This is a genomic window from Acrocarpospora pleiomorpha (assembly GCF_009687885.1).
Taxonomy (GTDB): Bacteria; Actinomycetota; Actinomycetes; order Streptosporangiales; family Streptosporangiaceae; genus Acrocarpospora; species Acrocarpospora pleiomorpha.
Genome location: NZ_BLAF01000108.1, coordinates 1 through 25,482 on the forward strand (window position 1 = coordinate 1; position 25,482 = coordinate 25,482).

21 protein-coding genes and 1 pseudogene are annotated in these 25,482 nt (G+C 68.7%); 9 read left to right on the top strand and 13 right to left on the bottom strand.

Features of this window, described 5'->3' with window-relative positions; all coding sequences use genetic code 11:
* Window positions 1-324: 324 nt before the first annotated feature.
* The 6 genes from Aple_RS55935 to Aple_RS49400 all read right to left on the bottom strand — a co-directional run bounded on the left by Aple_RS55935 (window position 325) and on the right by Aple_RS49400 (window position 5,548).
* Complete coding sequence (locus Aple_RS55935) at window positions 325-456, bottom strand: hypothetical protein (protein ID WP_281361726.1); 132 nt, start codon at window positions 454-456, stop codon at window positions 325-327.
* Between the two features lie 17 nt (window positions 457-473).
* Complete coding sequence (locus tag Aple_RS49380) at window positions 474-1,640, bottom strand: NAD(P)/FAD-dependent oxidoreductase (protein ID WP_155351739.1); 1,167 nt, start codon at window positions 1,638-1,640, stop codon at window positions 474-476.
* Window positions 1,637-1,885 carry a ferredoxin gene (locus tag Aple_RS49385; RefSeq protein WP_155351740.1) on the bottom strand — a complete coding sequence of 83 codons (249 nt, stop codon included), beginning with the start codon at window positions 1,883-1,885 and terminating at the stop codon, window positions 1,637-1,639. Before Aple_RS49385 ends, Aple_RS49380 begins: the two co-directional genes overlap by 4 nt.
* Before the next feature lie 68 nt (window positions 1,886-1,953).
* On the bottom strand, window positions 1,954-3,321 hold the full coding sequence (locus Aple_RS49390; protein ID WP_170322052.1) for an aspartate aminotransferase family protein: 1,368 nt from the start codon (window positions 3,319-3,321) through the stop codon (window positions 1,954-1,956).
* 11 nt (window positions 3,322-3,332) lie between these two features.
* Window positions 3,333-4,328 carry an adenosine deaminase family protein gene (locus Aple_RS49395; RefSeq protein ID WP_155351742.1) on the bottom strand — a complete coding sequence of 332 codons (996 nt, stop codon included), beginning with the start codon at window positions 4,326-4,328 and terminating at the stop codon, window positions 3,333-3,335.
* A gap of 56 nt (window positions 4,329-4,384) precedes the next feature.
* Window positions 4,385-5,548 carry a CaiB/BaiF CoA transferase family protein gene (locus Aple_RS49400; protein ID WP_281361729.1) on the bottom strand — a complete coding sequence of 388 codons (1,164 nt, stop codon included), beginning with the start codon at window positions 5,546-5,548 and terminating at the stop codon, window positions 4,385-4,387.
* A 126-nt stretch (window positions 5,549-5,674) separates the two neighbouring features.
* On the opposite strand from Aple_RS49400, the gene Aple_RS49405 reads away from it, so the two are divergent.
* The gene (locus Aple_RS49405) at window positions 5,675-6,379 is read left to right on the top strand and encodes a GntR family transcriptional regulator (RefSeq protein ID WP_155351744.1); all 705 of its coding nucleotides are present in this window, start codon (window positions 5,675-5,677) and stop codon (window positions 6,377-6,379) included.
* Here Aple_RS49405 and Aple_RS49410 read toward each other — a convergent pair.
* The 6 genes from Aple_RS49410 to Aple_RS49435 all read right to left on the bottom strand — a co-directional run bounded on the left by Aple_RS49410 (window position 6,307) and on the right by Aple_RS49435 (window position 11,976).
* Window positions 6,307-7,272, bottom strand: a complete 966-nt coding sequence (locus Aple_RS49410) for an NAD(P)-dependent oxidoreductase (RefSeq protein ID WP_170322053.1) — start codon at window positions 7,270-7,272, stop codon at window positions 6,307-6,309. The genes Aple_RS49405 and Aple_RS49410 overlap by 73 nt on opposite strands.
* The gene (locus Aple_RS49415; protein WP_155351746.1) at window positions 7,259-7,705 is read right to left on the bottom strand and encodes a GlcG/HbpS family heme-binding protein; all 447 of its coding nucleotides are present in this window, start codon (window positions 7,703-7,705) and stop codon (window positions 7,259-7,261) included. The genes Aple_RS49410 and Aple_RS49415 overlap by 14 nt, the downstream gene beginning before the upstream one ends.
* Entirely contained in the window at window positions 7,702-8,964 is a 1,263-nt protein-coding gene (locus Aple_RS49420) for a methylaspartate ammonia-lyase (protein WP_155351747.1), read from the bottom strand. Before Aple_RS49420 ends, Aple_RS49415 begins: the two co-directional genes overlap by 4 nt.
* Before the next feature lie 5 nt (window positions 8,965-8,969).
* Window positions 8,970-10,160 carry a cytochrome P450 gene (locus Aple_RS49425; RefSeq protein ID WP_155351748.1) on the bottom strand — a complete coding sequence of 397 codons (1,191 nt, stop codon included), beginning with the start codon at window positions 10,158-10,160 and terminating at the stop codon, window positions 8,970-8,972.
* A gap of 86 nt (window positions 10,161-10,246) precedes the next feature.
* Window positions 10,247-10,621 (bottom strand): carboxymuconolactone decarboxylase family protein, encoded by a 375-nt coding sequence (locus Aple_RS49430; protein WP_155351749.1) that lies wholly within the window; start codon window positions 10,619-10,621, stop codon window positions 10,247-10,249.
* 38 nt (window positions 10,622-10,659) lie between these two features.
* Window positions 10,660-11,976, bottom strand: coding sequence for an aminotransferase family protein (locus Aple_RS49435; protein WP_155351750.1), 1,317 nt, complete (start codon window positions 11,974-11,976; stop codon window positions 10,660-10,662).
* A 345-nt stretch (window positions 11,977-12,321) separates the two neighbouring features.
* Here Aple_RS49435 and Aple_RS49440 point away from each other — a divergent pair, with 345 nt between their 5' ends.
* The 7 genes from Aple_RS49440 (at window position 12,322) to Aple_RS49470 (ending at window position 23,800) form a co-directional block, all read left to right on the top strand.
* A complete protein-coding gene (locus Aple_RS49440) occupies window positions 12,322-13,587 on the top strand; it encodes an ABC transporter substrate-binding protein (RefSeq protein ID WP_155351756.1) in 1,266 nt (421 codons plus the stop codon).
* A complete protein-coding gene (locus tag Aple_RS49445) occupies window positions 13,588-14,532 on the top strand; it encodes a carbohydrate ABC transporter permease (RefSeq protein ID WP_155351751.1) in 945 nt (314 codons plus the stop codon).
* Window positions 14,532-15,362 carry a carbohydrate ABC transporter permease gene (locus Aple_RS49450; protein ID WP_155351752.1) on the top strand — a complete coding sequence of 277 codons (831 nt, stop codon included), beginning with the start codon at window positions 14,532-14,534 and terminating at the stop codon, window positions 15,360-15,362. Before Aple_RS49445 ends, Aple_RS49450 begins: the two co-directional genes overlap by 1 nt.
* Window positions 15,363-15,405: 43 nt before the next feature.
* Complete coding sequence (locus tag Aple_RS49455) at window positions 15,406-19,539, top strand: glycoside hydrolase family 38 N-terminal domain-containing protein (protein WP_218038911.1); 4,134 nt, start codon at window positions 15,406-15,408, stop codon at window positions 19,537-19,539.
* Window positions 19,536-20,087 carry a DUF7158 domain-containing protein gene (locus Aple_RS49460; RefSeq protein ID WP_155351753.1) on the top strand — a complete coding sequence of 184 codons (552 nt, stop codon included), beginning with the start codon at window positions 19,536-19,538 and terminating at the stop codon, window positions 20,085-20,087. The genes Aple_RS49455 and Aple_RS49460 overlap by 4 nt, the downstream gene beginning before the upstream one ends.
* A 19-nt stretch (window positions 20,088-20,106) precedes the next feature.
* Window positions 20,107-22,875, top strand: coding sequence for a glycosyl hydrolase family 95 catalytic domain-containing protein (locus tag Aple_RS49465; protein WP_155351754.1), 2,769 nt, complete (start codon window positions 20,107-20,109; stop codon window positions 22,873-22,875).
* Window positions 22,876-22,990: 115 nt separating this feature from the next.
* Window positions 22,991-23,800 carry an SAM-dependent methyltransferase gene (locus Aple_RS49470; protein ID WP_281361734.1) on the top strand — a complete coding sequence of 270 codons (810 nt, stop codon included), beginning with the start codon at window positions 22,991-22,993 and terminating at the stop codon, window positions 23,798-23,800.
* Here the strand turns inward: Aple_RS49470 and Aple_RS49475 are convergent.
* The gene (locus Aple_RS49475) at window positions 23,797-24,699 is read right to left on the bottom strand and encodes a Sco1979 family transcriptional regulator (RefSeq protein ID WP_155351755.1); all 903 of its coding nucleotides are present in this window, start codon (window positions 24,697-24,699) and stop codon (window positions 23,797-23,799) included. The genes Aple_RS49470 and Aple_RS49475 overlap by 4 nt on opposite strands.
* A gap of 241 nt (window positions 24,700-24,940) precedes the next feature.
* Here Aple_RS49475 and Aple_RS49480 point away from each other — a divergent pair.
* A pseudogene (locus tag Aple_RS49480) lies at window positions 24,941-25,482 on the top strand (hypothetical protein); the annotation flags it as partial.

A 25,482-nucleotide genomic window follows, 5' to 3' on the forward strand; every position in this document is an offset into this window, starting at 1 on the left:
GGCGTCCTGGATGTCTTTCGGGAGCAGCGTGGTGAGTCCGGACGCCGCCGGCTTGGAGGCGGAGGCCGTCGAGTCCGTCGTGTCGTCGGAGGAGCCACAGGCGGACGTCGCCAGTAGCACGATTAGGACGATCCCGGCCGGCCAGGTGGCACGTCGCATGTGTCGTCTCCTTTGATAATTTATAAGGTGTACGAAATCTAGGAGGGACCGCGGGTGGTGTCAATGAATTCGGCGGGCCGTTACAACGAATTAAGCATGCTGTTACAAGGGCCTACGTGGCGGCCGCGAGGATGCGCCGGGCACGCTCGACGACCGGCCGATCGATCATCGAGCCGTTGTCATGTGCGGGCCCGCCTTGACCGCCTTGGCGAACAGCTCGGGGCGGTGGCCGGGCACGAACAGCCACGAGACCGCCTGATCCGCGGCCCTCCCGATATTCAGCGGTGGGTCTTTCATATTGTCCTGCCTGTTCATCAGAGCTCGGTTGCGCTGCGGCCGACGAGGCGCCGGTACTTCGGGAACGCCTTCGTCGCGTTCAGGGCCGCGATCGCGACGATCGTGTCGCCCTCGACCAGCACCTCCAGCAGGTCGTCGCCGTCGTCAACGACGCGCTCACGGGAGTCGACCGCGCCGAGAACCCCCGCCACCTGGATGCGCCCGCCGGCGAAGTCGCTCCAGAAATAGGGCACGGCGTCGAATGACTGGGGCTTGCCGGAGCCGGCCATGTTCTGGCCGACGACGACGCCCTGCATGACGGCGTTCGTCCAGTGCTCGGCCCGAAGGCGCCGCCCGAAACGGGCAGACGGCCAGTTGGCCAGGTCACCCGCGGCATAGACGTCCGCGACGCTCGTCTCCAGCCGCTCGGTGCAGACGATCCCGTCGCCGACCTCGATCCCACTGCCGGCGAGCCAGGCGATGTTGGGCGCGCTGCCGACACCGACGACGGCGAAGTCCGCCTCGTACGCCGATCCGTCGGCGAGGACCACGGCCGAAAGTCGCGCGCCGCCCTCGAATCCGGCGACGTCGGCGCTCTCTACCACGACACCGCCGCTCGCCTTGAATGCTCGCGCGACGGCGCCGCTGAGGTGACGGCCGAGATTGGCGAAGATCGCGGGCTCGCGCTCGAGGAGGGTCACCGACACACCGAGCTTGAGCAGACTCGAGGCGACCTCCAAGCCGATGAAGCCGCCCCCGATCACCACGGCCCTGCGGCCGGGCCCGATCTCGGCGCGCAGCGCGGTGGCGTCGTCGAACCCCCGGAGACGGTGGATGCCCGCCAGGTGCGCGCCCGGGACGTCCAGCCTGCGGGCGACCGACCCGGTGGCGATGAGCAGCTTGGCGTAGGAGATGTCACCGGCCGACGTCCGGACGATCTTCCTGGCCGGGTCGAGCGCTGTCGCCGCGACGCCGAGCCGAACCTCGAAGTCGAGGCGATCCCGATCGCCACCGACGATGAGCCGCGGGATATCGGCGACGTCGCCCGCGAGGAACCCTTTGGACAGCGGGGGCTTGTCGTACGGATCATTGCGATCCGCGTCGACGAGCGTCAGCGGGCCGGTGTAGCCAGACCTCCGAGCCGCCTGGGCCGCTCGGACGCCGGCCAGGGACGCGCCGACGACGACCAGGCCATCCCCTGTCATGCGTTCGCCTTCAAGTTGAAGATGATCGCCTGAGCCGGGCACACCGCGGCGGCGGCAGCGGCAGCGGTGTACGACTCGTCGTCGAGGGGCTCGTCACCGAGAGCGGCAAGACCGGGGCCGAACTCAACCAAGCCATCCTCGTCCACGACGAAAGCCTCCGGCGCGACCGACTCGCACATACCCGCACCGATGCACAGTTCACGGTCTAGCTTGATCTGACTCGTCCGAATCCGCTCAGATGCCATGAAGCTTCGACCTTTCGTCAACACCTCTCAGCGGAGGCTGCCCAACAGTATTGATAATTAATAATGAGTCAATGCTTGGGCATTCGAGCGACGAGCTCCTCGAAATTGCCCGCGACCAGGTCGAGGTCCTCGTCGGTGTGCTGCACCGAGACCAGCCACGGCTGACCGGCACCCCACGGCGGCATGAAGACACCCCGGTTGTGCTGGAACAGCCAGTGCAGGCGACCGATCTCCTGGTTCACCGACAGGAAGTCCCGATAGGTGGCGACTCGGTGCGGAGCGAAGGTGATCATCCCCTTGGCGCCGATCGAGTCGACGTAGCCGGGCCGGCCGCTCGCACTCAGGAGCTCGCCCAGGGTCCGGGCCAGCGACTCGGTCCGCGCGTACGTCGTGGCGTACGCCTGGGGCGTGAGCACTTCGGTCAGGGCCGCACGAGACATCGCCATGTGCAGAGGATTGCCGTTGAACGTCCCGATCTGGAGGTATTTGCCCGAAGCGATGAACTCGCCCACCTCGGACGTGCCTCCGATGGCGCCGCATGCGATACCGCCTCCGAACGCCTTCGCGAGGCACACGATGTCCGGCCGCACGCCCAGGAGCGCGGTCGCGCCGCCCGGGTCGACCACCAGCCCGCTCTTCACCTCGTCGTAGGCGAGCAGACACCCGTACCTGCGGGTGAGCGCCCGGACACCTTCGAGGTAGCCGGGGTCGGGCCGGACCATCCCGAAGTTCATCAGGATCGGCTCGACGATGATGCCGGCGACGTCGTCGCCGCACTCCTCGAGGACGGACTCCAGCACGCCGAGGTCGTTCCAGGGCACCACCCGGGTCCAGTCCGCGAACTCACGCAGCACGCCGGCGCCCGACAGCGGGCTGGCCGGCCGGCTCACCGGGCCGAGTTCGTCCCCGGAATTCGAGAGCGAGACCAGGACCGACTCGTGGTGCCCGTGGTAGCCCCCCTCGGTCTTGAGCAGGATCCGCCGCCCGGTGATCGCGCGCATCAGCCGCACCGCGTCGTGCGTGGCCTCCGTGCCGGAGCTGTTGAACCGCCACTGCGGCAGGCCGAACCGTTCCGAGAGGTTCCGCGCGACGACGATCGCGTCAGGAACCGGCTGCCCGAAGTGCGTGCCCAGACCGAGTCGTTCGGCGCCGGCCCGGACGATCGCGGGGTGGGAATGCCCGACGAGCATCGCGCCGTGCCCGCCGTGCAGATCGACGAACTCGTTCCCGTCCTGGTCCCAGATTCGCGAGCCCACTCCGCGGTCGACCCAGAACGGGTGCGGCGCCGTGGACTGCCGGCTCGACGCCACACCGCCGGCGAGGTACTCGCGCGCCTCTCGCGTCAGCTCAAGGCTACGCGCCTGCCGCGTCCGGAATGTGCTCTCCTCGGATTCGATCGCCGCACCGATCGAGCTCCAGGTTCCCGACGTCACCACCACTGACCTCCTCAGTCCGTCACGTCGAGGGAGGCGAACGCGGCATCCACCTCGCGGTGCAACTCCGCCTTCCGGTCGTCCCCGACCCAGGCCGCGTCGATCCCGCGCCGCGTGATCGCCTCCACGGCCTCGGTCGTCATCGAGTAGCCGTCGCACACGATGACGTACTCCCGGCCGATGTTCGTGTCGACGAAAGCCTCGTCGTCCGTGCCGAGCACCAGGTTGAAGTCCATCTTGAGCATCGTGGCGATCGGGTGGTTCCCCGGGTTCCAGCCGCGCGAGGCGCACGTCATCGAATGACACACGGTGATCGGCACACCGAGGTCGCGGACGCGCCGGGCCTCGTCCTCGTCCTCGAGCACGTAGTAGCCGTGGTCGATGCGGTCACAACCGAGTTCCTCGATGCAGTACCCGACGCGGGTGGCGGGCGGATAGGTGACGTGGGCGGTGCGCTTCAGTCCCGCCTGCCCGGCCTTCCGGAACACCTCCACGAACAGCTCCGGCGGCGCCACGAGCTCATCGCCGTCGAGACCGATCCCCGCCGTCTCCTCCGTACGGTTCGCGAGCACGAGATCCAGGAGCTGCTCGGCGACACCGACGCCCTGCTCGCGGAGGACGGCCGGGATCAGGACCCAGCTCATGCCGTGCTCGTCCGCCGCCTGCCGCGCGCCCCGGCTGATCGCCGCGACGATGGCGACGTAGTCGGAGGCCGGGTACAGGGTCGGGTTGAACGCGAGTTCACAGTGCCTGAGGTTCGACTGCTCCGCCGAGCGGGTCATGTACTCGTAGGCGACCAGCTCGAAGTCCTCGGGCGTGGTGAGCACACTCGAGACGATGTTGAGCTTCTCGAAGAAGTCCTCAGGACTGTCGATCTTCAGGATGTCGCTCGGCAAGGTCACCCCGGCACGCTTGGCGAGTTCCGCCAGGGTCCGCGGACCGATGGTGCCCGTCAAATGCGTGTGGAGGTCGACCTTGGGCATCCGAGTCAGGAAATCGGCCCGGTTCATGTGAGTCCTTTCCGGCGACGACGTCGCCTACGGTTGTGCTCCCGACGCGACCGGGCCTACTGGCCGGCGGGGAACTCCGCGCGAATGCGATCCGAGTGCTCGCCGACCGGCGGCACGGGGCCGAGCGTCGCCGGCACGTCGTTCCAGCTCACCGGCGGAACCAAGCCGTCAACCGGCCCTTCCGGCGTCTCGAAGGAACGCCATCGGTCCCGCGCCAGGAGCTGTGGGTGCTCACGCAGGCTCATCGGCGTACGCATGAGTGCGTTGGCGATCGCGGAGTCCTCGAGAAGTTCCACCGCCTCGTCGATCGTGAGCCGCTTCATCGCGGTGCTGACGATCGCCGTGAGCGCCGGACGGTTCGCGACCCGCAGCGAGTTGGTCGCGAACCGGGCATCCTCGGCGAGGCGGGCGTCGCCCAGCACGGACCCGCAGAAGTTGACCCACTCGCGCTCGTTCTGAACCCCCAGGAACACGAACCCGCCATCGGCCGTCTCGAACGGCCCGTACGGCGCGATCGTCGCATGGTCGGCTCCCGAGCGCTCGGGAGCGGATCCGCCGTACACCGAGTAGTAGATCGGGTAGCCCATCCACTCGCACAGGGACTCCAGCATGCTCACCGAGAAGTGGCCGCCCTCGCCGGTGCGCTCCCGGTTGACCAGACCCGTGAGGATGCCGCTGAGCGCGTACATGCCCGCCGAGATGTCGGCGATCGGGATTCCGGCCTTGGCGGCCGCGTCCGGCGTCCCGGTGATCGAGAGCACGCCGGCCTCGCCCTGGACCATGAGGTCGTAGGCCTTCTTCGCGCCGTACGGCCCCGTGGGTCCGTAGCCGGAAATATCGCAGCAGATCAACTGGGGATTGCGAGCGCGCAGCTCCTCCTGCCCGAACCCCTTGCGCGCGGCGGCGCCGGGGGCCAGGTTCTGGATGAACACGTCGGCGCGGTCCACGATCCGGTGGAGCAGAGCCTGGTCCTCGGGATCGGCCAGGTCCAGCTCGATCGACTCCTTCCCCCGGTTCAGCCAGATGAAGTGGCTCGACTGGCCGTGGACGGTCTCGTCGTACCGACGAGCGAAGTCGCCGCCGCCGCGCCTCTCGATCTTGATGACGCGGGCTCCCTGGTCGGCGAGGTGCCGCGTCGCGAACGGCGCCGCGACCGCTTGCTCCAACGCCACGACGAGGATCCCGTCAAGCGGAAGACTGCTCTGCGAAGTCGACAACACGTCCCCTTGAGGTGAGTTCCCAGCGACCCGCGACGCGCCCGGAGTGCCCGGGCGGGGGCGGATGCGAGGGTAGCTTAGTATTTTATAAATTGTCAATCATGCGCGGCGGTGCGGTAAGATAGGGAAATGACTCTGCCTCAGGTGAACACGCAGACGAAGGCCGAGGCGGCGTACTCAATGCTTCGCGATGCTGTGCGTCAGGGCGTGCTCAAGCCAGGTCAGCGCGTGACACTCAACGAGCTCGCCGCGCAGCTCGGGATGTCGCTGACTCCCGTACGCGAGGCGCTGCGCCTGATGGCGTCGCAGGGCCTCGTGGAGCAGGAGTCCAACCGCTACACGACCATCACCCAGTACACGCTCGAACGTGGCCTGGAGGTTTACCGCCTCCGGCTGCTGCTCGAACCTCTCGCCGCCGAGATGGCAGTTCGCCGCGTGACCGAACACGACATCGCCAAGCTCACCGGCCTCCTCGCCGACGGCAGGAACGCTCTCCCGTTCGGGCAGTTCGGAGTTCTCGCCGAGCTGAACTACCAGTTCCACATGACCCTCTATTCGATCTCGGGCCAGAGCCTCCTGATCCAGTTCATCGATCGCCTCTGGAACGGGGTTCCGTTCCAGACCATCAGCCTGAGCGGACGAACCGAGAGCTCCCTGCGCGAACACGAGGAGATCCTGGACGCGGTGAAGGCAGGCGACGCGGACGGCGCCGCTTCGCTGGTGCGGCGGCACATCGGGCATGCCGCACACGCCACGCTGCGTCAGTTACCGCCTTCTGGCGAGCACGTGCAGGTGGAGGCCGAGGTCGAGGCTCTCATGGCGGAATTCGAGTAACCGGACTCGCTCGCACCGCGGACCTCCTGCTGGAGCAGCTCGAACAGCCGGGCCGTGTCGCTGGCGCCGAACCCGGCCGCCAACGCGTCGGTGTACCGTTCGCGGGCCGCGTCGAACAGTCCGAGCGACGCCCCGACTTTGTCCGCGAACTCCCGGATCAGGCCGAGATCCTTGTCGAACAGCTCGAATCGCATCTGCGCCGGCTCATAGGCGGCGTCCACCATGAGGGGACCTCGGACCTCGAGCATGCGGGAGGAGCCGGCGCCGACGGTCAGCGCCCGCAGAGCGGTCCGCAGGTCCATGCCGGCGAGATCGGCCAGGAGCATCGCTTCCGCCGCGGCCAGGTTGTGAACGGCGACGAGATGATTGGCGATCAACTTGACCGTCGTGCCGTTTCCGAAGGACCCGAGATCGAGAATCCTCGCGAACACTCCCGCCAGTGCGGCGCCCACGACCTCGTGCGTCTCGGCGTCGCCACCGCTGGCGTAGAGGATGGCGTCACCGGTGTCCAGCTGAACCCGCGTCCCGCTGATGGGGGCGTCGAGCATGGTGTGTCCGTACGCCGCGAGGGCCGCCCGGGCCGAATGCTTGGCCTCGACGCTCAGCGTCGAGGTCTCGACGACGATCCCCGGACCCGGTGACGCCGAGCCGAAGCCGCTCACGACCTCGGCCAGGGCCGTCGCGGACGGCAGGCAGGTCAGGACGACGTGCGCTCCGGCGAGCACCTCACCCGGTGTCGAAGCGGTTCGGCCGCCGAGGCTCACGAACTCATCCAGCCGATCCGCCGACACGTCGAACCCGATCACGGCGGCATCCCGGGCGAGCAGTCGCCGCGCGATGCCGAGACCCATGACTCCCAGACCGACGACGCCGACGGTGTCAGTGCCCGTCATCGGCGAACCTCGTCCCCCGGAGGGCGTGGACGACGCACGCCTCATCGTTGTCGGAGGTGTCGCCGCTGACCCCGACGGCCCCGACGACCCGCCCGTCCGGGCCGGGCCTCAGGAGAATCCCGCCCGCCGCCGGCACCACGCCGCCGGGAGCCAGGCTCGCGACCGCGGCCATGAAGTTCGGGAGGAGCTCGGCTCGTTCCGCGAGAGCCCTCGAGTTCAGTCCGAAGCCGAGCGCGCCGTTCGCCTTCCCGATCGCGATGTCCACGCGGAGAAAGCCACAGCCGTCCTCACGCTTGACGAGGATCGGGCGGCCCCCGAGGTCGAGGACCGCGACGGTCATCGGGTTGAACCCCTGCTCGGCGCGGTAGGCGAGAGCACGGTCGACGATGCCCTGGGCCTCGGCGGCAGTGACGAGAATCTCGTCCGCGCTCATGCGCGATCCCCCCTCTCGCGCCGGAGGACGCCGTCCAGCGCGAGGGCGCGCGCCATCTCGTTCCGTACGATCATCAGTGCCTCGTCCACTCCCATGCCGGGCTTCGCCAGCAGCTCGTCCGCCCCCGCGCCCATGGCGACGTGCGCGGAGATCTGCGCCGACCTCTCGGTCTCGTTGCATGTTCCACCGCAGTATCCGACGAATCCGGCGGCACGCACCTCCGCGAGTGCCGTCGCCGCGTTCGCGATGCTGCCGAGATCGGGCGTCTTCACATGGATGACGTCCGCGGCGGCCGCGGCGGTGAACGCCCTGATCTCGTCGAGGGTGTTGCACCATTCGTCGGCGACGATCTCGACCGGGATCCCCCGTGCGGCCAGTTCCCCGCGCAACGCCGCGAACTCGGCGATCTGCCCTTCGTGGCTCCCGGCGTCGAGAGGATGCTCGACGCGCAGCCGGTAGGGCCCGGCGAGCTCGGCCGCCCTGCCGAGGAAGTCCGCGATCTTCGTGGTGTCGCGGCCGAAGGCGTCGCCCGCACAACCGTAGAGGTCCAGGTGGAAACGCGGCCGGTAGTCGCCGGGCCCGATCTTGCCGACCCGCTCCCGGAGCCACGCGACGTAGTCCAGGAAGAGCTGCCCATCGGCGCCGAACTTCGACGCGACATCGTTGAAGAGGCCGTGCGGAAGGAAGTCGGCGCGTTTGAGGATCATACGATCCACGCTGGAGTACCGGTCGTCACCGGACTGGGTGAAGGTGGGCACGGCCTCCAGCGGCCCGCTCCTTCCCACGAAGTCCTGGACGACGTGCGCCATCAGGAGACCGCGAGCATGCGCGGCGGCGTCGAGGAGCGCCTGCGAGAGACCGTAGGCGGCCGCTCGCGCGACGGACGCCGGAAACGCCTCCTGCTCATCCAACCACTCCGTCGCCCCTCGGAAGTCCGTGATCTCGCTGCTCAGGATCCGATCCTCGGCCGCGTCGATCGCGATCCGGATCTCATTGGCGTGAAACCCCGCCGACCTGCCCGCGACACCGGCGTACTGGACCACCGCGGCGTCACCGTGCGCGATGTAGCCGTCCGAGAGCACGAGAAGCACCGCGGCGGATTCGCCGGGCTGACGAATGGCGTCGAAGCCGGGCGTCCGCGGCTCGCCGAGGTAGATGAAGCCGTCCTGCCGCGCACCGGCCCGGATCGCCGCCTGGTCGTCGGTGTAGTACGCCGTCTCGCCCGGAACGACGACGACGCGTTCGATCTTCAGACTCATCCGGCTCACGCCCTGAAGACGACAGGCAGGGAGTCCGGGCCGTTGACCTGCAGCGCCGGCTTGAAGACCGGCTCGCCTGCGAGCTCCACCGCCGAGAAGGCCGACGTCAGCCGCTGAAGAGCGAGTGCCACCTCCGATTTCACCAGGAGGTTGCCCGGGCAGAGGTGCGGGCCGCCGCCGAAGAGCAGGTGACCGGGCGCGGGGTCGCGGGTCACGTCGAATTCGGCCGCGCGCGGGTACGCGTGCTCGTCCCGGTTCGCGGACGCCGTCACGCACATGATTCCGGTGCCCACGGCCAGGCGCCATCCCTCGAACTCGAACTCCTCCCTGACCTGACGAAGAATGCTGTGCACGGCCGGCTCCACGCGCATGCACTCCTCGACGGCCCGGCGCGCGAGCGCGGGTTCCTCGCGGATCCTGCTCCACTGGTCCGGACTGCGGGCGAGCAGGTGGATCAGCGATCCGATCTGGTGGCGGGTGTTGCCAAGGCCGCCGCGGAACAACAGCTGCGCCCACATCATGAGTTCTTGGTGAGTGAGACGGTCGCCCTCCATCTCGATCGACCGCAGGTTCCTCAGCAGCCCGTCGGGCATGTCGTCGATCGGCCGGGAGAAGAAGGCGTCGAAGTAGGCCTCCAGGTCGCGGTAGCCGGACTCGACTTCCGGCATGTGCTCCTGGGCGCGCAGCCGGTCGAAGAAGCGGCCGCTCCGGTCCACCGCGTCCAGCAACCCCTCGCCTTCGTCGCGCGGCATCCCGAGGATGTCGCAGATGACCATGATCGGGAGTCGGTTCGCGAACACCGCCATGAAGTCGCAGGGCTTGTCGGCGTCGATGAGCGCGATCAGCTCGTCGATGACGTGGAGCACCCGGGCCTCGTGGCGCGCGACGGCGCCGGGGGTGAACTCGCGGCTGACCAGACGCCGGAGGCGCACGTGGTCCGCGCCGTTGCGATTCAGCATGTGCTCGTCGAGCCGGCTCCGGACGTACGGGGACAACTCCACGCTCGGATCCACGATCCGGGGCACCACGCTCCGGTGCGCCAGGAGGGCCTTGACCTGGTCGTGGCGGAACGCCGCGAAGTAGCCGCCGACGTTGCCGAGCCCTCCCGCGGAACGCGCCGACGCGTACAGCTCATTGAGCGACGCCTCGGACGCGTGCAGATCGTAGGTGGGCAGGTCAGCCAGCCAATCAGACATGACGTACTAGTTCCTTCCGCGCTGGATCATGCCGTCGACGGCGACCATGGCCGTTTCAGCGACCTCGTACAGATGGCAAGCGACTTCTACTTCGTCGCGTTCTTCACGGCCGTGAACGCCGTGTTGAAGCCCACCGCCCCGGCCGTCACCCACGCGATCTGGGTGACCTGGAGCAGGTCCGCCTCGGTGGCGCCGTGGGCGATCGCCGCGTTCGCGTGCAGACCGGCGCCCGCGTCGTACGCCATCACGGCACACATCCCGAGCTGGACCAGCTGGACCTCGCGCGGCGTCATCGGCCCGGCCTCGAGCACAGCCATGCGGGTGTTCTCGATGGCGTCGATGACATCGCCCATGCCCTGGTTGTCGTAGGTGGACTCCTTGACCTCGAGCGAGGGCGGGACCACCGCGAAGATGCGCTGGTAGGCGGCCGCGAGCTCTTTGCGGGAGGTGATCGGCGTCATTTGTTCCGTCCCTTGCGTTGTCGGGTTCAATGTGGGGTTCAATTCGGCAGCTCGCCCTCGATCGCGAGCGCCAGCAGTGCTGCCATCTGGCTGAGTTCCTCCTCGGTCGACACGTACGCCGGCCCGAGAAGCAGGAGGTCACCGTTGTCGCCATCGGCCAGGCCGACCGACGTGTAGGAGTAGAGGCCATGCGCCAGGGCTCGCGCCTGCACCCGCTCGACCGTGCGCTCCGACCGCGCGAAGGGCGCCTTCGTGTCACGGTCGGCGACAAGTTCGACCCCACCGAACAGTCCTTTGACGCGGATGTCGCCGACGTTCGGATGGTCACCCATCGCCGCCTGCAGTTGATCGGCGAAGAACTTGCCCTTGACGGCGCTGGCCGTGACGAGGTCGAGGCGCTTCATCTTGCGCAGCACCGCGAGCCCGACGGCCGCGCCGACCGCGTTCTGCGAGTACGTGAATCCGTGCACGAAGATCCCACTGTCCGCGATGACCTGGCCCACCGGTCCCGAGACCGCGGTGAAGCCGAGCGGCCAGTACGCGGACGACGCCGCCTTGCCGGCGACCAGGAGGTCGGGCCGGAGGCCCCAGTGGTCCGAGGCGAACCAGCGTCCGGTCCGGCCATGACCACACATGACCTCGTCGGCGATCATGAGGATCCCGTGGCGACGGCAAATCTCCTGGGCCGCCCTCCAGTAGCGCTCGGTCGCGTGCGTGACGCCGGTCGTGGCACCCGTCACCGGCTCGAAGACGAACGCGGCGATCGTGTTCGCGCCTTCGCGCGCGATGGCCTCCTCCAGCGCGGCGATGTGGAAATCGTCGCACCCGTCCGGGTGGTTCGGCGCCTGGCAACGGTACTCGAAGTAGCGCGGCAGCTTGACGGTCTGACCGAGCCAGGGGCGGTAGATCCGGTCGTACGCCGGCCGGTCGGTGGCATCGAGTCCGCCGCGCGTCGCGCCGTGATACTCACCGCCCCTGGCCAGGATCTTGTGGCGGGAATCCTCGCCCCGGGCGACGTGGTACGCGCGGGCCATCTTGAACGCGGTCTCGACACCTTCGCTGCCACCGGACACCGTGAAGACGTACGGATCCTCCATCGGGAGGATGGGGCCCAGCTCAGCCGCGTAGTCCTCCAGCGACTGCGAGGTGAAGACCGTCCGGTTCGCGTAGGCGACGGCGCGCTGCTGGTCGACGAGGGCCTGGCGGATCTCCGGGTCGTTGTGCCCGAGGCTGATGGCGATGGCCCCACCGGAGGCGTCCATGTATCGCCGCCCGGCCTCGTCCCACAGGTAGACGCCGTCGGCGCGGGTGATCTTGGCGGGCTCGGCGACAGCCGTGGGGAAGGGGCGAGCCATGGTCGGGACCTCCACTGCGAAATGGGCATGAGTCGCTGCGCTGGCCCGGGTTCCCGCTCGCTTCGCTACAGCCTGGTGCCCCCAACCTAGACAGCCGATCCGGACAGCGTCAACAGATTTTACAAATTATACAGAATTAACAATTGGTGCCCTGGGCTGGGAGATGACCGACGACTGTGACCAATTCGTTGCCGTACCCGCTCTTTGAAACCTCGCAGTAACACTCTACGTTTCGGGATAACGTTATCTCACCCCGGCTCCGGGGAGCCGAACTGGAGCAAGGAGGGCTGTGCAGTGCACAGATCCACTTTTGTGCGCAGATCAATAGCATTAACGGTGACCACCATGCTGGTGGCCGCGGGTTGCGGAATGGGTACGCAGGAGCCGTCCGGCGTGCCCGCCTCCAGCGGAGCGGCGGCCGAGGTCGAGCTGTCCTTCCTGGTCTTCGAGACGCCCAACCTGAACGCGGCGTTCTGGGACGCCGCCATCGCCCGGGCCACCGCCAAGGTGCCGGGGGTGAAGATCAAGAAGCTGGTCACGCCGAACGTGGACCGGACCGCCTACGCCAAGCAGCTCGACGCCGCCGGGAACCTGCCGGACATCCTGCAGTCGGTCAACCCGGCCGGGTTCGCCGAGGCGGGCAAGCTCGCTCCGTTCACGCCGGAGGAGCTGGCCAACTTCACCGCGCCGGCGGCGGGGGCGATCGACGGCAAGGTGTACCAGTTGCCGTACAACACGCAGGTCATCCCGGTCGTCTACTACAACAAGGACCAGTTCTCCAAAGCGGGCATCACCGCGACTCCGACGACGTACCCGGAGCTTCTGGACGCGTCGGCCAAGCTGAAGAAGGCCGGGTTCACCGCGATGATCGTCAGCGGCGGCGGCGCGGACACCTGGGCGGACATGTATCCGCTGACCGGCACGGTGGCCACCGACGTCTACAAGAAGACGCCGGACTGGCTGGTCCAGCGGCGCACCGGCGCGGTCAAGTTCGGCGACCCCGACTTCGTGAAGGCGGCGGGCAAGATCGCCGACCTGGCCAGGAACGGCTACATCGACAAGGCCGGGCTGAGCCGCTCCTACGCCGACGGCGAGCAGGCCTTCCGGGACGGCAAGGGCGCCATGTATCCGATGGGCTCGTGGTTCGCGACCTCGGCCGACAACAACAAGCCGGGCTTCGAGATCGGCGCGTTCCCGTGGCCGTCCGACGACGGCTCCCCGGTCACCCCGACCTTCACCGGCGGCGGCACCCTGGTCAGCTCCTCGGCGAAGAACGTCGAGCTGGCCAAGAAGTGGGCGCTGGCGTTCGACGAGGACAAGGAGAACAACGACGCCTTCGTCAAGGCGGACGGGTCGATCCCGGCGATCAAGGGCTATGTCCCGCCGACCGACATGGGCCCGGTCTACCAGGCGACCGTCGCGATCTACGACCAGGGCATGAAGGACGGGTCGATCGTCAACGCCTTCTCCCAGGAGGCGGGGGACGCCTCGCTGCCGCCGGGGCTGGCCGACGCCACGGCGCTGGCGGTGCAGGACCTGATCACCGGCAAGAAGACGGCCGAGGAGTTCGCGGCCTACCTCGACGAGCAGTATGCCAAGGCAACCCAGTAGATGACCGACACCAAGCACGCGGTTCGTGGCGGGCCGGCGCTCGCCACGCCTCCGCGCACATCCCGGGCCCGGCTGACGCCGAGGCTGGGGCGGTTCGCCCTGTTCGCCCTGCCTGGTCTGGTGGCGTACGGACTGTTCGTCCTGCTGCCGATCCTGATGACCGGCTACTACAGCTTCACCAACCGCAATCCGTTCAACCCGCCGACCGAGTTCGTTGGATTCCGCAACTACGTCACGCTCGCGAGCGACCCGGAGTTCCTGCAGGCGCTCACCAACACGGTGATCGTCACGCTCATCGTGACCGTGCTGGCGAACGTGGGCGGGCTGCTGATCGCGATGTTGCTGGATCGGCCGTCCAAGCTCTACCTGGCCCTGCGCGGGGTGTTCTTCACCCCGGTGGTGCTCAGCTCGGTGGTGATCAGCGTCATCTGGCGGGCGGTGCTGACCGACGACGGGCTGCTCAACTCGGCGCTGCGCGGCCTGGGCGTGGAGAACCCGCCCGGCTGGCTGTCGGATCCCGGTCTGGCGCTGTACTCGATCGCGTGGATCATCACCTGGCAGATGCTCGGTTTCTGCGTGGTGGTCTACCTGGCGGGGCTCCAGGGCGTGCCGCGGGAGCTCCAGGAGGCGGCGGCAATCGACGGCGCGGGCGGCTTGGCTCGGTTCAGGAACGTGACGTGGCCGATGCTGGCTCCGGCACTGACTATCAACACCGTGATGCTGCTGATCACCGGCTTCAAGGCCTATGACCAGATCCAGGTGATCACCAACGGCGGTCCCGGCACCGGGGCCACCGCCACCATGGCCTTCCAGGTCGTGAAGGAGGCCTTCGTCGGCAACCGGATCGGCTACTCCTCGGCGCTGGCCGCGGTGATGCTCGCGCTGGTCGCGAGCGTCTCGGTGGTCGTGCTGCGGGTGCTCCAGCGACGCGAGGTGACGCAGTGATGGACGCGCGTACGCATGCCTGGCTGCGGCCGCTGGTCGCGATCTTCGTGGGCGCGGCGTTCTTCCTGCCGCTCTACCTGATGCTGGTGAACGTCTTCAAACCGGGCGAGGAGATCCTGCCGAGCCCGGCCGGTCTGCCGCTGCCGCCGACGCTGGAGAACATCAGCGGGGTGTTCGCCCGCGAGGACAACCTGTTCACCTTCGGCCTGGTCAACAGCATCGCGGTGACCGCCCTGTCGATCACGATCCTGACCGTGCTGTCGGCCATGCTCGGCCACTACCTGGCCCGCTCGACCCGGCTGTTCGCGAAGCTGCTGCTGGTGACGCTGCTGTGCGGGCTGATGATCCCGATTCCGGTGATCCTGTCCCCGGTGACGTCGGTGCTGAAGGCGTTCGACCTGATGGCGACGTTGCAGGGCCTGGTGCTGGTGAACGTCGGCTATTACGTGCCGTTCGGCGTGCTGCTGTTCATGGGGTTCGTCAAGGGTGTGCCGCGCGAGCTGGAGGAGGCGGCCGAGCTGGACGGCGCGAGCAGGTTCCGGGTGTTCTGGCAGGTCGTCTTCCCGCTGCTGCGCCCGGCCTCGGCCAGTGTGCTGATCTTCCTCGGGGTGTGGATCTGGAACGACTTCCTGACCCCGCTGATCGTGCTGGGCCCGGACAGCGGCACCACGGTGACGGTCGGCGTCTACCGGGCGATCGGCCAGTACGAATCCGACTTCGGCGACCTGTTCGCCTTCATGTTCCTGGCCACCCTGCCGATCCTGATCTTCTACCTCGCCCTGCAGAAGAACTTCGTGAAGGGCCTGACCGGAGGCGCGGTCAAGGGTTAGCCGCGCCTTTCGTCCCGTTCCCTCTCCCTTGCAAAGGCTCTCCATGCTGACCATCGACGCCGTCGAGTCCACCGAGCTGTTCGCCGGGCCCGACGACGCCCCGCGCCAGATCCTCCGGGTCCGGACCTCCGCCGACTCCGCGATCGACCTGCGCGTCTCGGGTGACGCCACTGGACACCTGACCCGTGTCCCCGGCACCGGCCTGCACGAGATCCCGGTGGCCACCGGCGCGCCGCCCGGCTCCGTGCTGTCCGTCGTGGTAACGGCCTCCGGCCCCGCCGGTACGGCTACCGCCCCCGCAGCCCTCACCGTCGCAGAACCCGGCTGGACGGTGTTCCTGGTGTCGCACTTCCACTACGACCCCGTGTGGTGGAACACCCAGGCCGGGTACGCGAGCGAGTGGGACGCCCTGCCCGACGCCCAGGACGTGCGGATGAGCTTCCAGTTCACCGCGTTCCAGCTGATCGACGCGCATCTGGAGCTGGCCAGGCGGGATCCCGACTACCGGTTCGTGCTGGCCGAGGTGGACTACCTGAAGCCGTACTGGGACGCGTTCCCGGAGAACCGGGAGATCATCGGGAAGCTGGTCGGCGAGGGCCGGTTGGAGATCATGGGCGGCACGTACAACGAGCCGAACACCAACCTGACCGGGGCGGAGACCACGATCCGGAACGCGGTGTACGGGGTCGGGTTCCAGCGGGACATCCTGGGGGGCGCTCCGGCGACGGCGTGGCAGCTGGACTCGTTCGGGCACGATCCGCAGTTCCCGGGGTTGATGGCGGACGCGGGGCTGACCTCCAGCGCGTGGGCGCGGGGGCCGTTCCACCAGTGGGGTCCGGCGCTGCAGATGGGGACCTATGACACCCCACATGGTGATCCTTCTGGCATGCAGTTCCGTAGCGAGTTCGAGTGGATCTCGCCCAGTGGGCGAGGGCTGCTCACGCACTACATGGCGGCGCACTACAGCGCGGGCTGGTCGATGGACTCCGCGCAGACCCTCCCGGACGCGGAGGAGTCGGTCTACGGCCTGTTCCTGCGCATGAAGAAGGTCGCGGCGACGAAGAACGTGCTCGTCCCCGTCGGCACCGACTACAGCCCGCCGAACAAGTGGCTGACCGAGATCCACCGCGACTGGCCTGCCCGCTACGCCTGGCCGAAGTTCGTGTGCGCGCTGCCCAGGGACTTCTTCGCGGCGGTGTCGGCGGAGCTGGCCGAGACGGGAGCCCGGCTGTCGCCGCAGAGCCGCGACATGAACCCCATCTACACCGGCAAGGATGTCTCCTACATCGACACCAAGCAGGCGCAGCGGGCGGCCGAGAACGAGCTGCTTGACGCGGAGAAGTTCGCCGCGCTGGCCTGCCTGGCGGGGGACGCCGGCTATCCGGAGGCCGCGCTGGACAAGGCGTGGCGGCAGCTGGTGTACGGCGCGCACCACGACGCGATCACGGGGACCGAGTCGGATCAGGTCTACCTAGATCTGCTGGCGGGGTGGCGGGAGGCGTACGACCTGGCCAGGCAGGTGCACGACGGCGCGATCCGGCACCTGGCGGCCCGGGTGGACAACCGGGCTGGCCGTGAGGGGCGTCGGGTGACGGTGTTCAACGCGCTGGCCTGGCCACGTACGGACGTGGTCCGGGTGAGCGTGCCCGCGCCCTTTCGCGGCCTGACCGACGAGCATGGCATGCCGGTCCCGGCCGTGGTGGAGGGCGAGGACGGCGAGCGGGCCGAGATCGTGTTCGTGGCGGAGGTGCCCTCGCTGGGCTACCGGACCTATGTGCTGGCCGGGTTCCCGCACCCGGTTCCGGCCACGGTCGATCCGACCCGGTGGCGGGACGTGGACCGGGTCACCATCGCCAACGGCCACCATCGGCTGACCGTCGATCCGGCGCGTGGCGGCGCCGTGGTCAGCCTGGTGGACATGGCGACCGGTGATGAGCTGATCACGCCGGGCGAGGCGGGGAACGAGATCGTGGTCTACGAGGAGTACCACGAGCATCCCGTCTTCCGTGAGGGGCCCTGGCATCTGCTGCCCACCGGAGCGTCGGCGGGTTCGGCGTCCGCTCCGGCGCTGTCGGTGCGGGCCGAGCGATCTCCCCTCGGGGAGCGGATCACCGCCACCGGTGCGCTCGGCACGATCCGGTACACCCAGGTGATCACGCTGTGGCACGGCGTGGACCGGGTGGACTGCGTGACGCACCTGGACGGCTTCGAGGGAGCCGACCAGCTGGTGCGGCTGTGCTGGCCGTGCGCGATCCCGGGGGCCAAGCCGGTCTCGGAGGTCGGGCACGCGGTGGTGGGACGGTCGTTCGCGCACCCGGACGTGGACGCCGCCCACCATCCGTGGACGCTGGACAACCCGGCGTACCAGTGGTTCGGGCTGAGCTCGATGGCGCGGGTGTCGGCGGGCGCGGCCTTCGGGGTGGCGGAGATCATCGTGCCGCGCGAGGAGGACACCGCCGAGCTGGGCCGCGACCTGGCGATCCGGCTGGCGCAGTCGGGGGTCACCGCCACCACGACGTTCGCCGAGGGCAACCGTTATGGGCTGCTCTCGTTTGACTCCAACCTGCCGGACGTGCGCATTGTTATCGGCGGGTCGCAGGATAACGTTTTCGCGGCCGAGGTTCTGGCGGATTCGCGCGAGCTGGAGCGGTTGCTGGCCGCCGGGGAACCGCTGTGGATCCCGGCTGATCGTGGCCCGGCCGAGACGTTCCGGCCGGATGCCGACCTGCGGGCGGCGACCGACCTGCCGGTGCTGGTGATCGCGGGTCCCGATCTGCGAGCCGCCGTCGCGGCCGTGGTGGCCGACCTGGCCGACTCGGTCATCGAGGTCGCTTGCGCGGTGGACCCGGGCGAACCGGCTGAGAACCGCACGGTGGCGGTGCTCAATCGGGGCATTCCGGGCTTCGCCGTGGACGCTGAGGGGCGGTTGCACCTGTCGCTGATGCGTTCGTGCACTGGCTGGCCGTCGGGGGTGTGGATCGACCCGCCGCGGCGGACCGCGCCCGACGGGAGCGGCTTCCAGCTGCAGCACTGGAGCCACTCGTTCGAATACGCGATGGCCTCCGGGGCGGGCGACTGGCGGGACGCGGGTGTGGTGGCTCGCGCGCACGACTTCAGCCACCCGTTCCGGGCGGTCGTCGAGGAGGCGCACGATGGCCCTCTCCCGGCGACCGCGTCGCTGCTGACCGTAGAACCGGCGGGCGAAGCCGTGCTCGCGGCGTTCAAGGCCTCTGGCAACCCCACCGCGCACGGGCGCGGCCAGGCGGAACCGGGAGGATTCACGGCCCGGCTGTACGAGCCGCACGGCCGGGACGTCTCCTTCCAGCTGAGCTCGCAGGTCCCGTTCGTGACAGCGGCTCTGGCCGACGTGCTGGAGGTGGAGACGGGCGAGGCCAAGACGCGCGACGGCGTCCTGCACGGCGCGCTCACCCCCAGCCAGATCGCCACCTATGTCCTGCACACCGATACCGACGAGGAGGGCTGCGAGTCTCTCGGGCACGACGCGGAGCCCGCCCAGCCGGTCTTCTCCCGGTTCTGGCTGCACAACCGGGGCTCGGGGCCGATCGGCTACCAGCCGATGAGCGTGCACGCCCGCCTCGACGGCGGCACAGTGCACGTCACCCTGGCCAGCGACCGCACCGACATCGAGGCCGAGGGCAAACTCCAGGTCATCCCGCCGCCCGGCTGGGACGCCTCGCCCGCCGACCAGGTGGTACGGCTCGCGCCTGGAGATTGGACGGGCTTCGACGTGACGCTGACCCCGCCGGGGGAGCCCGAACCGGGGGCGTGGCCGGTGGCCGTACAACTGGAGCACGGCGGGCAGCTCCACGAGGACGTGGTCTTCGTCGGCGGCCAGCCCGGCGCGGGGGCGTTGCTGGTGGACGTGGAGCCGATCGAGCTCGCGCCGGGGCAGCGGGCCCGGTGGACGGTCGGGCTGCGGAACACCGCGCGGTTCGACATCCGGGGTGAAGCCCAGGTGATCAGCCCGTGGGGCACCTGGGACCTGGCCGGGCCCGGCGTGCACCCGATCTCGGTGGCCGCGGACTCCCACGGCGAACTGACCGTCGAGTTCGATGTCCCGCTCGGAGCCCGTCCGGGCGTCTGGTGGTTGCTGGTCAAGTGCATGTGGTTCGGGCGGGTGTCGTACTCCCCGGCGGTGCCGATGGTGATCCGGTGATCGCCGCCCTCGTCGGCGAGACGCCAATCACCGTCGAGACGGTCATGCGGAGGGTACGGCGCCTGCGCCAGGGCCCGCGTGGAGAACTCCTCCCCGCCGACGGCACCGCTGAGGGGCGGCAGCTGCGCCGCTGGGTCACCCAGATCCTCGTCGCCGAGCAGGTCGTGGCCGACGAGGCCGCCAGGCGCGGGATCGTGCCCGGCGGCCCGCCGCTGGAGCTCACCCCGACCGCCCGGCTCGAACTCGGCAGCGTGATGGCGGCCGTCCTGTCCGGCAACCCCCTCGCGCAAGCCCTGTACCGCGCCCTCACCGCCCACCAGAACATCCCAGAGACCGAAATTTCCCAATATTTCGCGAACAATCAATATCGGTATCGCGGAATCTCGTACGAGCAGGCGGCGCCCGGGATCCGGGCGGACCTGCTGGGCGCGCGGCGGCGCCGGCAATTCGCGCTGTGGGCCGAGGCCCGCTGCGCCCGGGCGACCCTTCTGCCCGGATTCGAACACCCCGGGGATATTCGGCACCCGGATCACACCCACCGCCACTGAAGCACTGAAGAGAGGCACCATGAAGCGACGCCGGGGCGGGCTCCTACCCGCCGCCATCGCCTCCGCACTTCTCGCCACCCTGCTGGCCGCCGAGCCGGCCGCGGCCGCCACCCCGACCCCCGATCAGCAGTGGACCGCGGTCCAGCAGCTGGTCGGCGCCGTCAAGGGCCGCTGGACGTCCCAGAACTACGCCGGTTTCCTCAGCCGCACGATGCCGGAGACCGCGCTGGCCGGTAACGGCGACATCGCCGTCACCTCCGGCGGCGGCGAGGGCTTCAAGACCTTCGCCGTCTCCAAGGGCGACTTCTGGACCGTCAACGGCGGCAACTCCCTCGTCGCCCTCGGCACGGTGAAGGTGACACCCGTCGGCGGCGGCACCGGATCCGCCAACCTGGCGCTCGGCGCGACCGCCACCGCCTCCAGCACGCACCCGGCCTTCCCCGCCAACCGCGCGGTCAGCGGCCAGTGGGGCTCCGGCTACGAGGGCTGGGTCTCCGACATCGGCAAGCCGCAGACGCTCACCCTCGACCTGGGCACCGCCAAGACCTTCACCCGCTACGTGCTCCGGCACGACGCGGCGGCGCGCCCGGCCGAGACCGCCAACAACACCAGGAACTGGACGCTGGCCACCAGCACCAACGGAACCACCTGGAACACGGTCGACACCGTCACCAACAACACGGCCAACGTCACCGACCGCACTCTCTCGTCCACCACGGTCCGCTACCTGCGCCTCACCATCACCGAACCCACCCAGGGCACCACCCAGGACTCGATCACCAACCCGCGCGCCAGGATCGGCCAGTTCGAGCTCTACAACGGCAGCGGCACGAACCCGCCGCCCGGGCCGTTCCTGGAGGAGCAGAACATCCTCAAGGGTGACATCGACACATCAATGAGCATCGGCGGCGTGTCCGTCTCGATGCGCACCTGGACGGCGGCCAACGACAACCTGATGGTGACCAGGATCCAGTCCACGGGCTCCTCCACCGTCCGGCTCCAGGTCGAGACCGCCACCGGCACCCCAGACGCCCGCAGCGGCTTCACCAGCACCTCCGGCGTCTCCGGCAACACCGTCTGGGCCACCAGGCAGACGGCGGGCGGCTCGAACCCGGTGTCCAGGGCCTCGATGGCCACCCGGGTCGTCGGCGGCGCCCAGATCGGCGCGCCGACCGCGAGCGGCGCGGCCGGGCGGATCGTCTTCGACCTGCCCGCCGGGCAGACCGCGCACATCGTCACCGGCGTCGCGGGCGGCGGCATGAACCCCGCCGACCCGGCTCCGGCCGCGCGCGGACTGGCCGACGCCCAGAACACCGGGTCCATCGACGGCCTCTACAACGCGCACGTCGAATGGTGGAAGCAGTACTGGCTCAAGTCCTACGTCGACCTGGACGACGACCTGCTCGAACGTTTCTACTACGGCTCGCTCTACCTGCTCGGCTCCTCACTGCGCCAGGGCAAGACGGCATCCGGCCTGTACGGCATCTGGGCCACCACCGACTGGCCCCAATGGGGCGGCGACATGCACCTCAACTACAACTGGCAGGCCAACTACTACGGCGTCTACTCCAGCAACCGCGCCGACCTGGCACTCCCCTTCTACGACCTGGTCACCGCCTTCCTGCCCGAAGCCAGGCGCAAGTCGGTCCAGGAACTCAACCGGGTCAAAGCCGACTACGTCGCCGCGCGCTTCCCCAACGGCATCGCGGGCGGCGTGCTCTTCCCGGTCGGCATCACCCCGTTCACCTACACCTCGGACGCCTCCTACCACCAGCAGGTGGCGAACTCCCTGTTCACCGCCACCCAGTACGTCTCCTACTACGAGTACACCCAGGACCGGAACTTCCTGATTTCCAAGGCCTACCCCTTCCTGAAGGAGATCGCGACCTTCTTCAAGGCGTGGCTGGAGTTCGACTCGGCCAGCGGCAGGTACCGGCTCTGGGCCGGGCCGCATGAAGGCACCTGGGGCCGCAACTCCAGCCCCGACCTGGGCATGCTCCGCCAGGTGCTCACCTTCCTGGTCAACGCCGGCGTCGAGCTGAACGTGGACGCCGCCGACCGCACCACCTGGCAGAACATCGTCAACGCGCTGCCGCCCATCCCGCGCACCACCCAGAACGGCCAGACCGTGTACGCCCTGGCCGACCCCGGCACGATGACCGGCGGCGACACCCGGGTCTTCCGCCCGGGCGACAACACCGTCAACCTGGAGTTCATCCACCCGGGCGAGGTGCTCGGCCTCAGCAGCCCGGCCGCCGACCGGCAGGTGGCGATCACCAGCCTGGACCAGATGAACTCCTGGGGCCAGGAGAACAGCTTCCCGAAGGTCTTCACCCAGGCCGCCAGGGTCGGCTACCCGGCCCAGAGCCTGATCGACAAGCTCAAGGGCCAGCTGAACACCAAGCTCATGCAGAACGGCCGGGTGCAGGACGGCAACCACGGCCTGGAGAAAGCGGGCGCGATCGAGGCCGTCAACAGCATGCTGCTGCAGACCGACGGCGGCGTCATGCGGGTGTTCCCGGTCTGGCCGTCAGGGAAGAACGGCTCGTTCGTGAAACTGCGGGCCAAGAACGCGTTCGTGGTGTCCAGCGCACGCTCCGGCGGGCAGGTCGGCTACGTGGACATCACCAGCGGGACGGGCAAGCAGGTCCGGCTGGCCAACCCGTGGCCGGGGCGGACCGTCCTGGTCACCCGGGTCGGCACGGGCACGGTCAGCCACACCGTGGCCAATGACGTGATCACCTTCCCGACCGTGGCGGGGGCGACGTACAGCGTCACCGTCGTCTGACGTTCGAGGAGAAACGGGCACCCCGGCCGGGTGCCCGTTTTTCCCGGCATGTCGCGGCACGCGGCCACTAAGTTTGTCGCTACCGACAGATGCGACAACGTAGGAGAAGCCTCGCGTGGCTGACGAATTAGAGTTCGATCCCCAGATCGACACTTCGGTGCCGCATTCGGCTCGAATGTGGAATTACTGGCTGGGCGGGAAGGACCACTACCCGGTGGACCGCGAGGCCGGTGACCAGTTCCGGGACGCGTTCCCCGACATCGTGGCCATCGCCCGGCTCTCCCGGCACCTGCTGGCGCGCATGGTCGGCTACCTGGCCGGCGAGGCCGGGGTCCGGCAGTTCCTGGACATCGGGACCGGGCTGCCGACCGTCGACAACACCCACACGCTCGCGCAGCGGGTGGATCCGGCGGCGCGCGTGGTCTACGTGGACAACGACCCGCTGGTGCTCGCGCACGCCCGGGCCCTGCTGGTGGGCACCCCCGAAGGCGCCACCCACTACATCGACGCCGACCTGCGCGACCCCAACCGGATCCTCGAAGCCGCCGCGGGCACGCTCGACTTCGACCAGCCGGTGGCGCTCATGCTGATGGGCATCCTCGGCTACGTGCAGGACAAGGAGGACCCCTACGGCATCGTCAAGCGCCTGCTCGACCCGCTCCCCCGGGGCAGCTACCTGGCCATGTGGGACGGCTCCAACGTGGTCACCGGTCCGGCGCTCGACGAGGCCCAGGAGAATCTCAACGCGAGCGCGGCCATGCCGCCGTACACGCTGCGGAACCGGGAGCAGATGGCGGGCTTCTTCGACGGCCTCGAAATGGTGGACCCGGGCATCGTGTCGATCACGCTGTGGCGGCCCGACCCCGACCCCTTCGGCCCGCCGGCCGAGGTCGACGGGCTCTGCGGGGTCGGGCGCAAGCCTTAAACCTCCGCCATGATCCGTTCGATCATCTCGACGGACTCGTCCGGAGGCAGAGCGCTCACCCCGAGCTGGTTCATGAAGTGCCAGTACGGCACCAGCTCCGCGGGCTTGTTGAGGTAGATCGCGTGGGCGAGCTGCTCGAGATAGACGTAATCGTCCAGCTCGTCCTCCGCGAATCTGAGCAGGGTGATCGGGCCGCCGCCCAGCGGGTGACCGGCCGCGAACGGCATCACCTGGAGGGTGATCCGCGACCGTCTGGCCATCGAGATCAGGTGCTCGAGCTGGCCGCGCATGGTGGCGGGGTCGCCGATCTGGCGGCGCAGGGCGCCCTCGTCCACGATCATCCAGAGCCGGGGCGGGTCGTGCCGTTCGAGGATCTCCTGGCGGCGCATGCGCAGGGTGACCCGGCGCTCGACCTGGGCCTTCGGCAGGTCGGGGTGGCCGAGCCTGATGACCGACGTGGCGTACTGCTCGGTCTGCAGCAGGCCGGGCACGAACTGCACGTCGTAACCGCGGATCACGGACGCGCCCTGCTCCAGGCCGAGGTAGAGCTCGAACCATTCGGGCGTGACATCCTTGTACTCGTCCCACCAGCCGGGCTCGTTGCTCTGTTCGGCCAGGGCGAGCAGGGCGGATCTTTCGGCTTCGTCGCGGATGCCGTACAGGGAGAGCAGGTCGGCGATGTCGCGGAGCTTGAGGCTGCTGCGGCCCAGCTCGAGGCGGCTGATCTTGGAGTGCGAGCCGCGGATGGCGTAGCCCGCCTTCTCCCGGGAGATGTCTCTGGCCTCGCGCAAGCGGCGCAGGTGCGCGCCGACCAGGATACGCAATATGGTCGGGCCGGCCTGCTGGTTGGCTAAGCCGGATACGTCGGGCAGATCGGATCCAGCCCGATCAACGCGCATATTCGCTCCAAAGCAGCAATTTAACCAGATTTCTGGACTTCCCTGAGTGTCGCACGAGACCCACCCGATTTCCCACCTGCCCTGTCCCCCTGCCGGCGCTCTCACTGATCGTTACGTCAAGTTCACCAGATGCGCGGGTACGGCGGACGCACTGTGCGGAGACTGTGACCACCCGCGACCGGCGCGGACACTGGGACGCCAGGATTTTTCAAGATCGGGGCTTAGCAGGAAGTGGCACGCGATGAACGTCGAATTACGCATCCACGGCGTCGCGGGGGCCTCCCCCGGATCTGTCCTTTATCCCGGCTCCGATAAGCCCGGCAAACTCCTCGAAGACGGCGTCTCCGGCGGCGTCGGCTTCTACCGCCCCGACCCGCAGCCCACTCCCGGCTGGATCCGCCAGGCCTACGTCTGGGGCGGCCTCACCTCCGGCTCCAAAACCCGCGCCCTCTGGCTGCTGCTCCTCCCCTTCGCCCTGGTCAACATCGCCTTCTTCATGACCCCCCACCGCATCGTCGACGGCAGGGAACGCAGGAAACCTCTCCGCAAAACCGTCGACTCCCTGCAACGCCTCTTCGCCCTCTCCCTGACCGCCACCGCCCTGTTCGGCTTCACCGGCGTCTACCTCAACATCCTCGCCTGGCAATCCGCCCACACCCCTTTCGGCGGCCCCCTCTCCTGGCTCAGCACCCTGAACGCCAACGACATCTCCCTCCGCCTCTCCCTCTCCTCCCTCATCCCCGCCCTAGCCCTCTCCCTCATGTGGCTCCTCAGCACCCGCAC

Coding starts and splice junctions, on each gene's coding strand:
- Aple_RS55935 (WP_281361726.1), bottom strand. CDS start 456: ATGAAAGACCCACCGCTGAATATCGGGAGGGCCGCGGATCAGGCGGTC.
- Aple_RS49380 (WP_155351739.1), bottom strand. CDS start 1,640: ATGACAGGGGATGGCCTGGTCGTCGTCGGCGCGTCCCTGGCCGGCGTC.
- Aple_RS49385 (WP_155351740.1), bottom strand. CDS start 1,885: ATGGCATCTGAGCGGATTCGGACGAGTCAGATCAAGCTAGACCGTGAA.
- Aple_RS49395 (WP_155351742.1), bottom strand. CDS start 4,328: ATGAACCGGGCCGATTTCCTGACTCGGATGCCCAAGGTCGACCTCCAC.
- Aple_RS49405 (WP_155351744.1), top strand. CDS start 5,675: ATGACTCTGCCTCAGGTGAACACGCAGACGAAGGCCGAGGCGGCGTAC.
- Aple_RS49410 (WP_170322053.1), bottom strand. CDS start 7,272: ATGACGGGCACTGACACCGTCGGCGTCGTCGGTCTGGGAGTCATGGGT.
- Aple_RS49415 (WP_155351746.1), bottom strand. CDS start 7,705: ATGAGCGCGGACGAGATTCTCGTCACTGCCGCCGAGGCCCAGGGCATC.
- Aple_RS49420 (WP_155351747.1), bottom strand. CDS start 8,964: ATGAGTCTGAAGATCGAACGCGTCGTCGTCGTTCCGGGCGAGACGGCG.
- Aple_RS49425 (WP_155351748.1), bottom strand. CDS start 10,160: ATGTCTGATTGGCTGGCTGACCTGCCCACCTACGATCTGCACGCGTCC.
- Aple_RS49430 (WP_155351749.1), bottom strand. CDS start 10,621: ATGACGCCGATCACCTCCCGCAAAGAGCTCGCGGCCGCCTACCAGCGC.
- Aple_RS49435 (WP_155351750.1), bottom strand. CDS start 11,976: ATGGCTCGCCCCTTCCCCACGGCTGTCGCCGAGCCCGCCAAGATCACC.
- Aple_RS49440 (WP_155351756.1), top strand. CDS start 12,322: ATGCTGGTGGCCGCGGGTTGCGGAATGGGTACGCAGGAGCCGTCCGGC.
- Aple_RS49445 (WP_155351751.1), top strand. CDS start 13,588: ATGACCGACACCAAGCACGCGGTTCGTGGCGGGCCGGCGCTCGCCACG.
- Aple_RS49450 (WP_155351752.1), top strand. CDS start 14,532: ATGGACGCGCGTACGCATGCCTGGCTGCGGCCGCTGGTCGCGATCTTC.
- Aple_RS49455 (WP_218038911.1), top strand. CDS start 15,406: ATGCTGACCATCGACGCCGTCGAGTCCACCGAGCTGTTCGCCGGGCCC.
- Aple_RS49465 (WP_155351754.1), top strand. CDS start 20,107: ATGAAGCGACGCCGGGGCGGGCTCCTACCCGCCGCCATCGCCTCCGCA.
- Aple_RS49475 (WP_155351755.1), bottom strand. CDS start 24,699: ATGCGCGTTGATCGGGCTGGATCCGATCTGCCCGACGTATCCGGCTTA.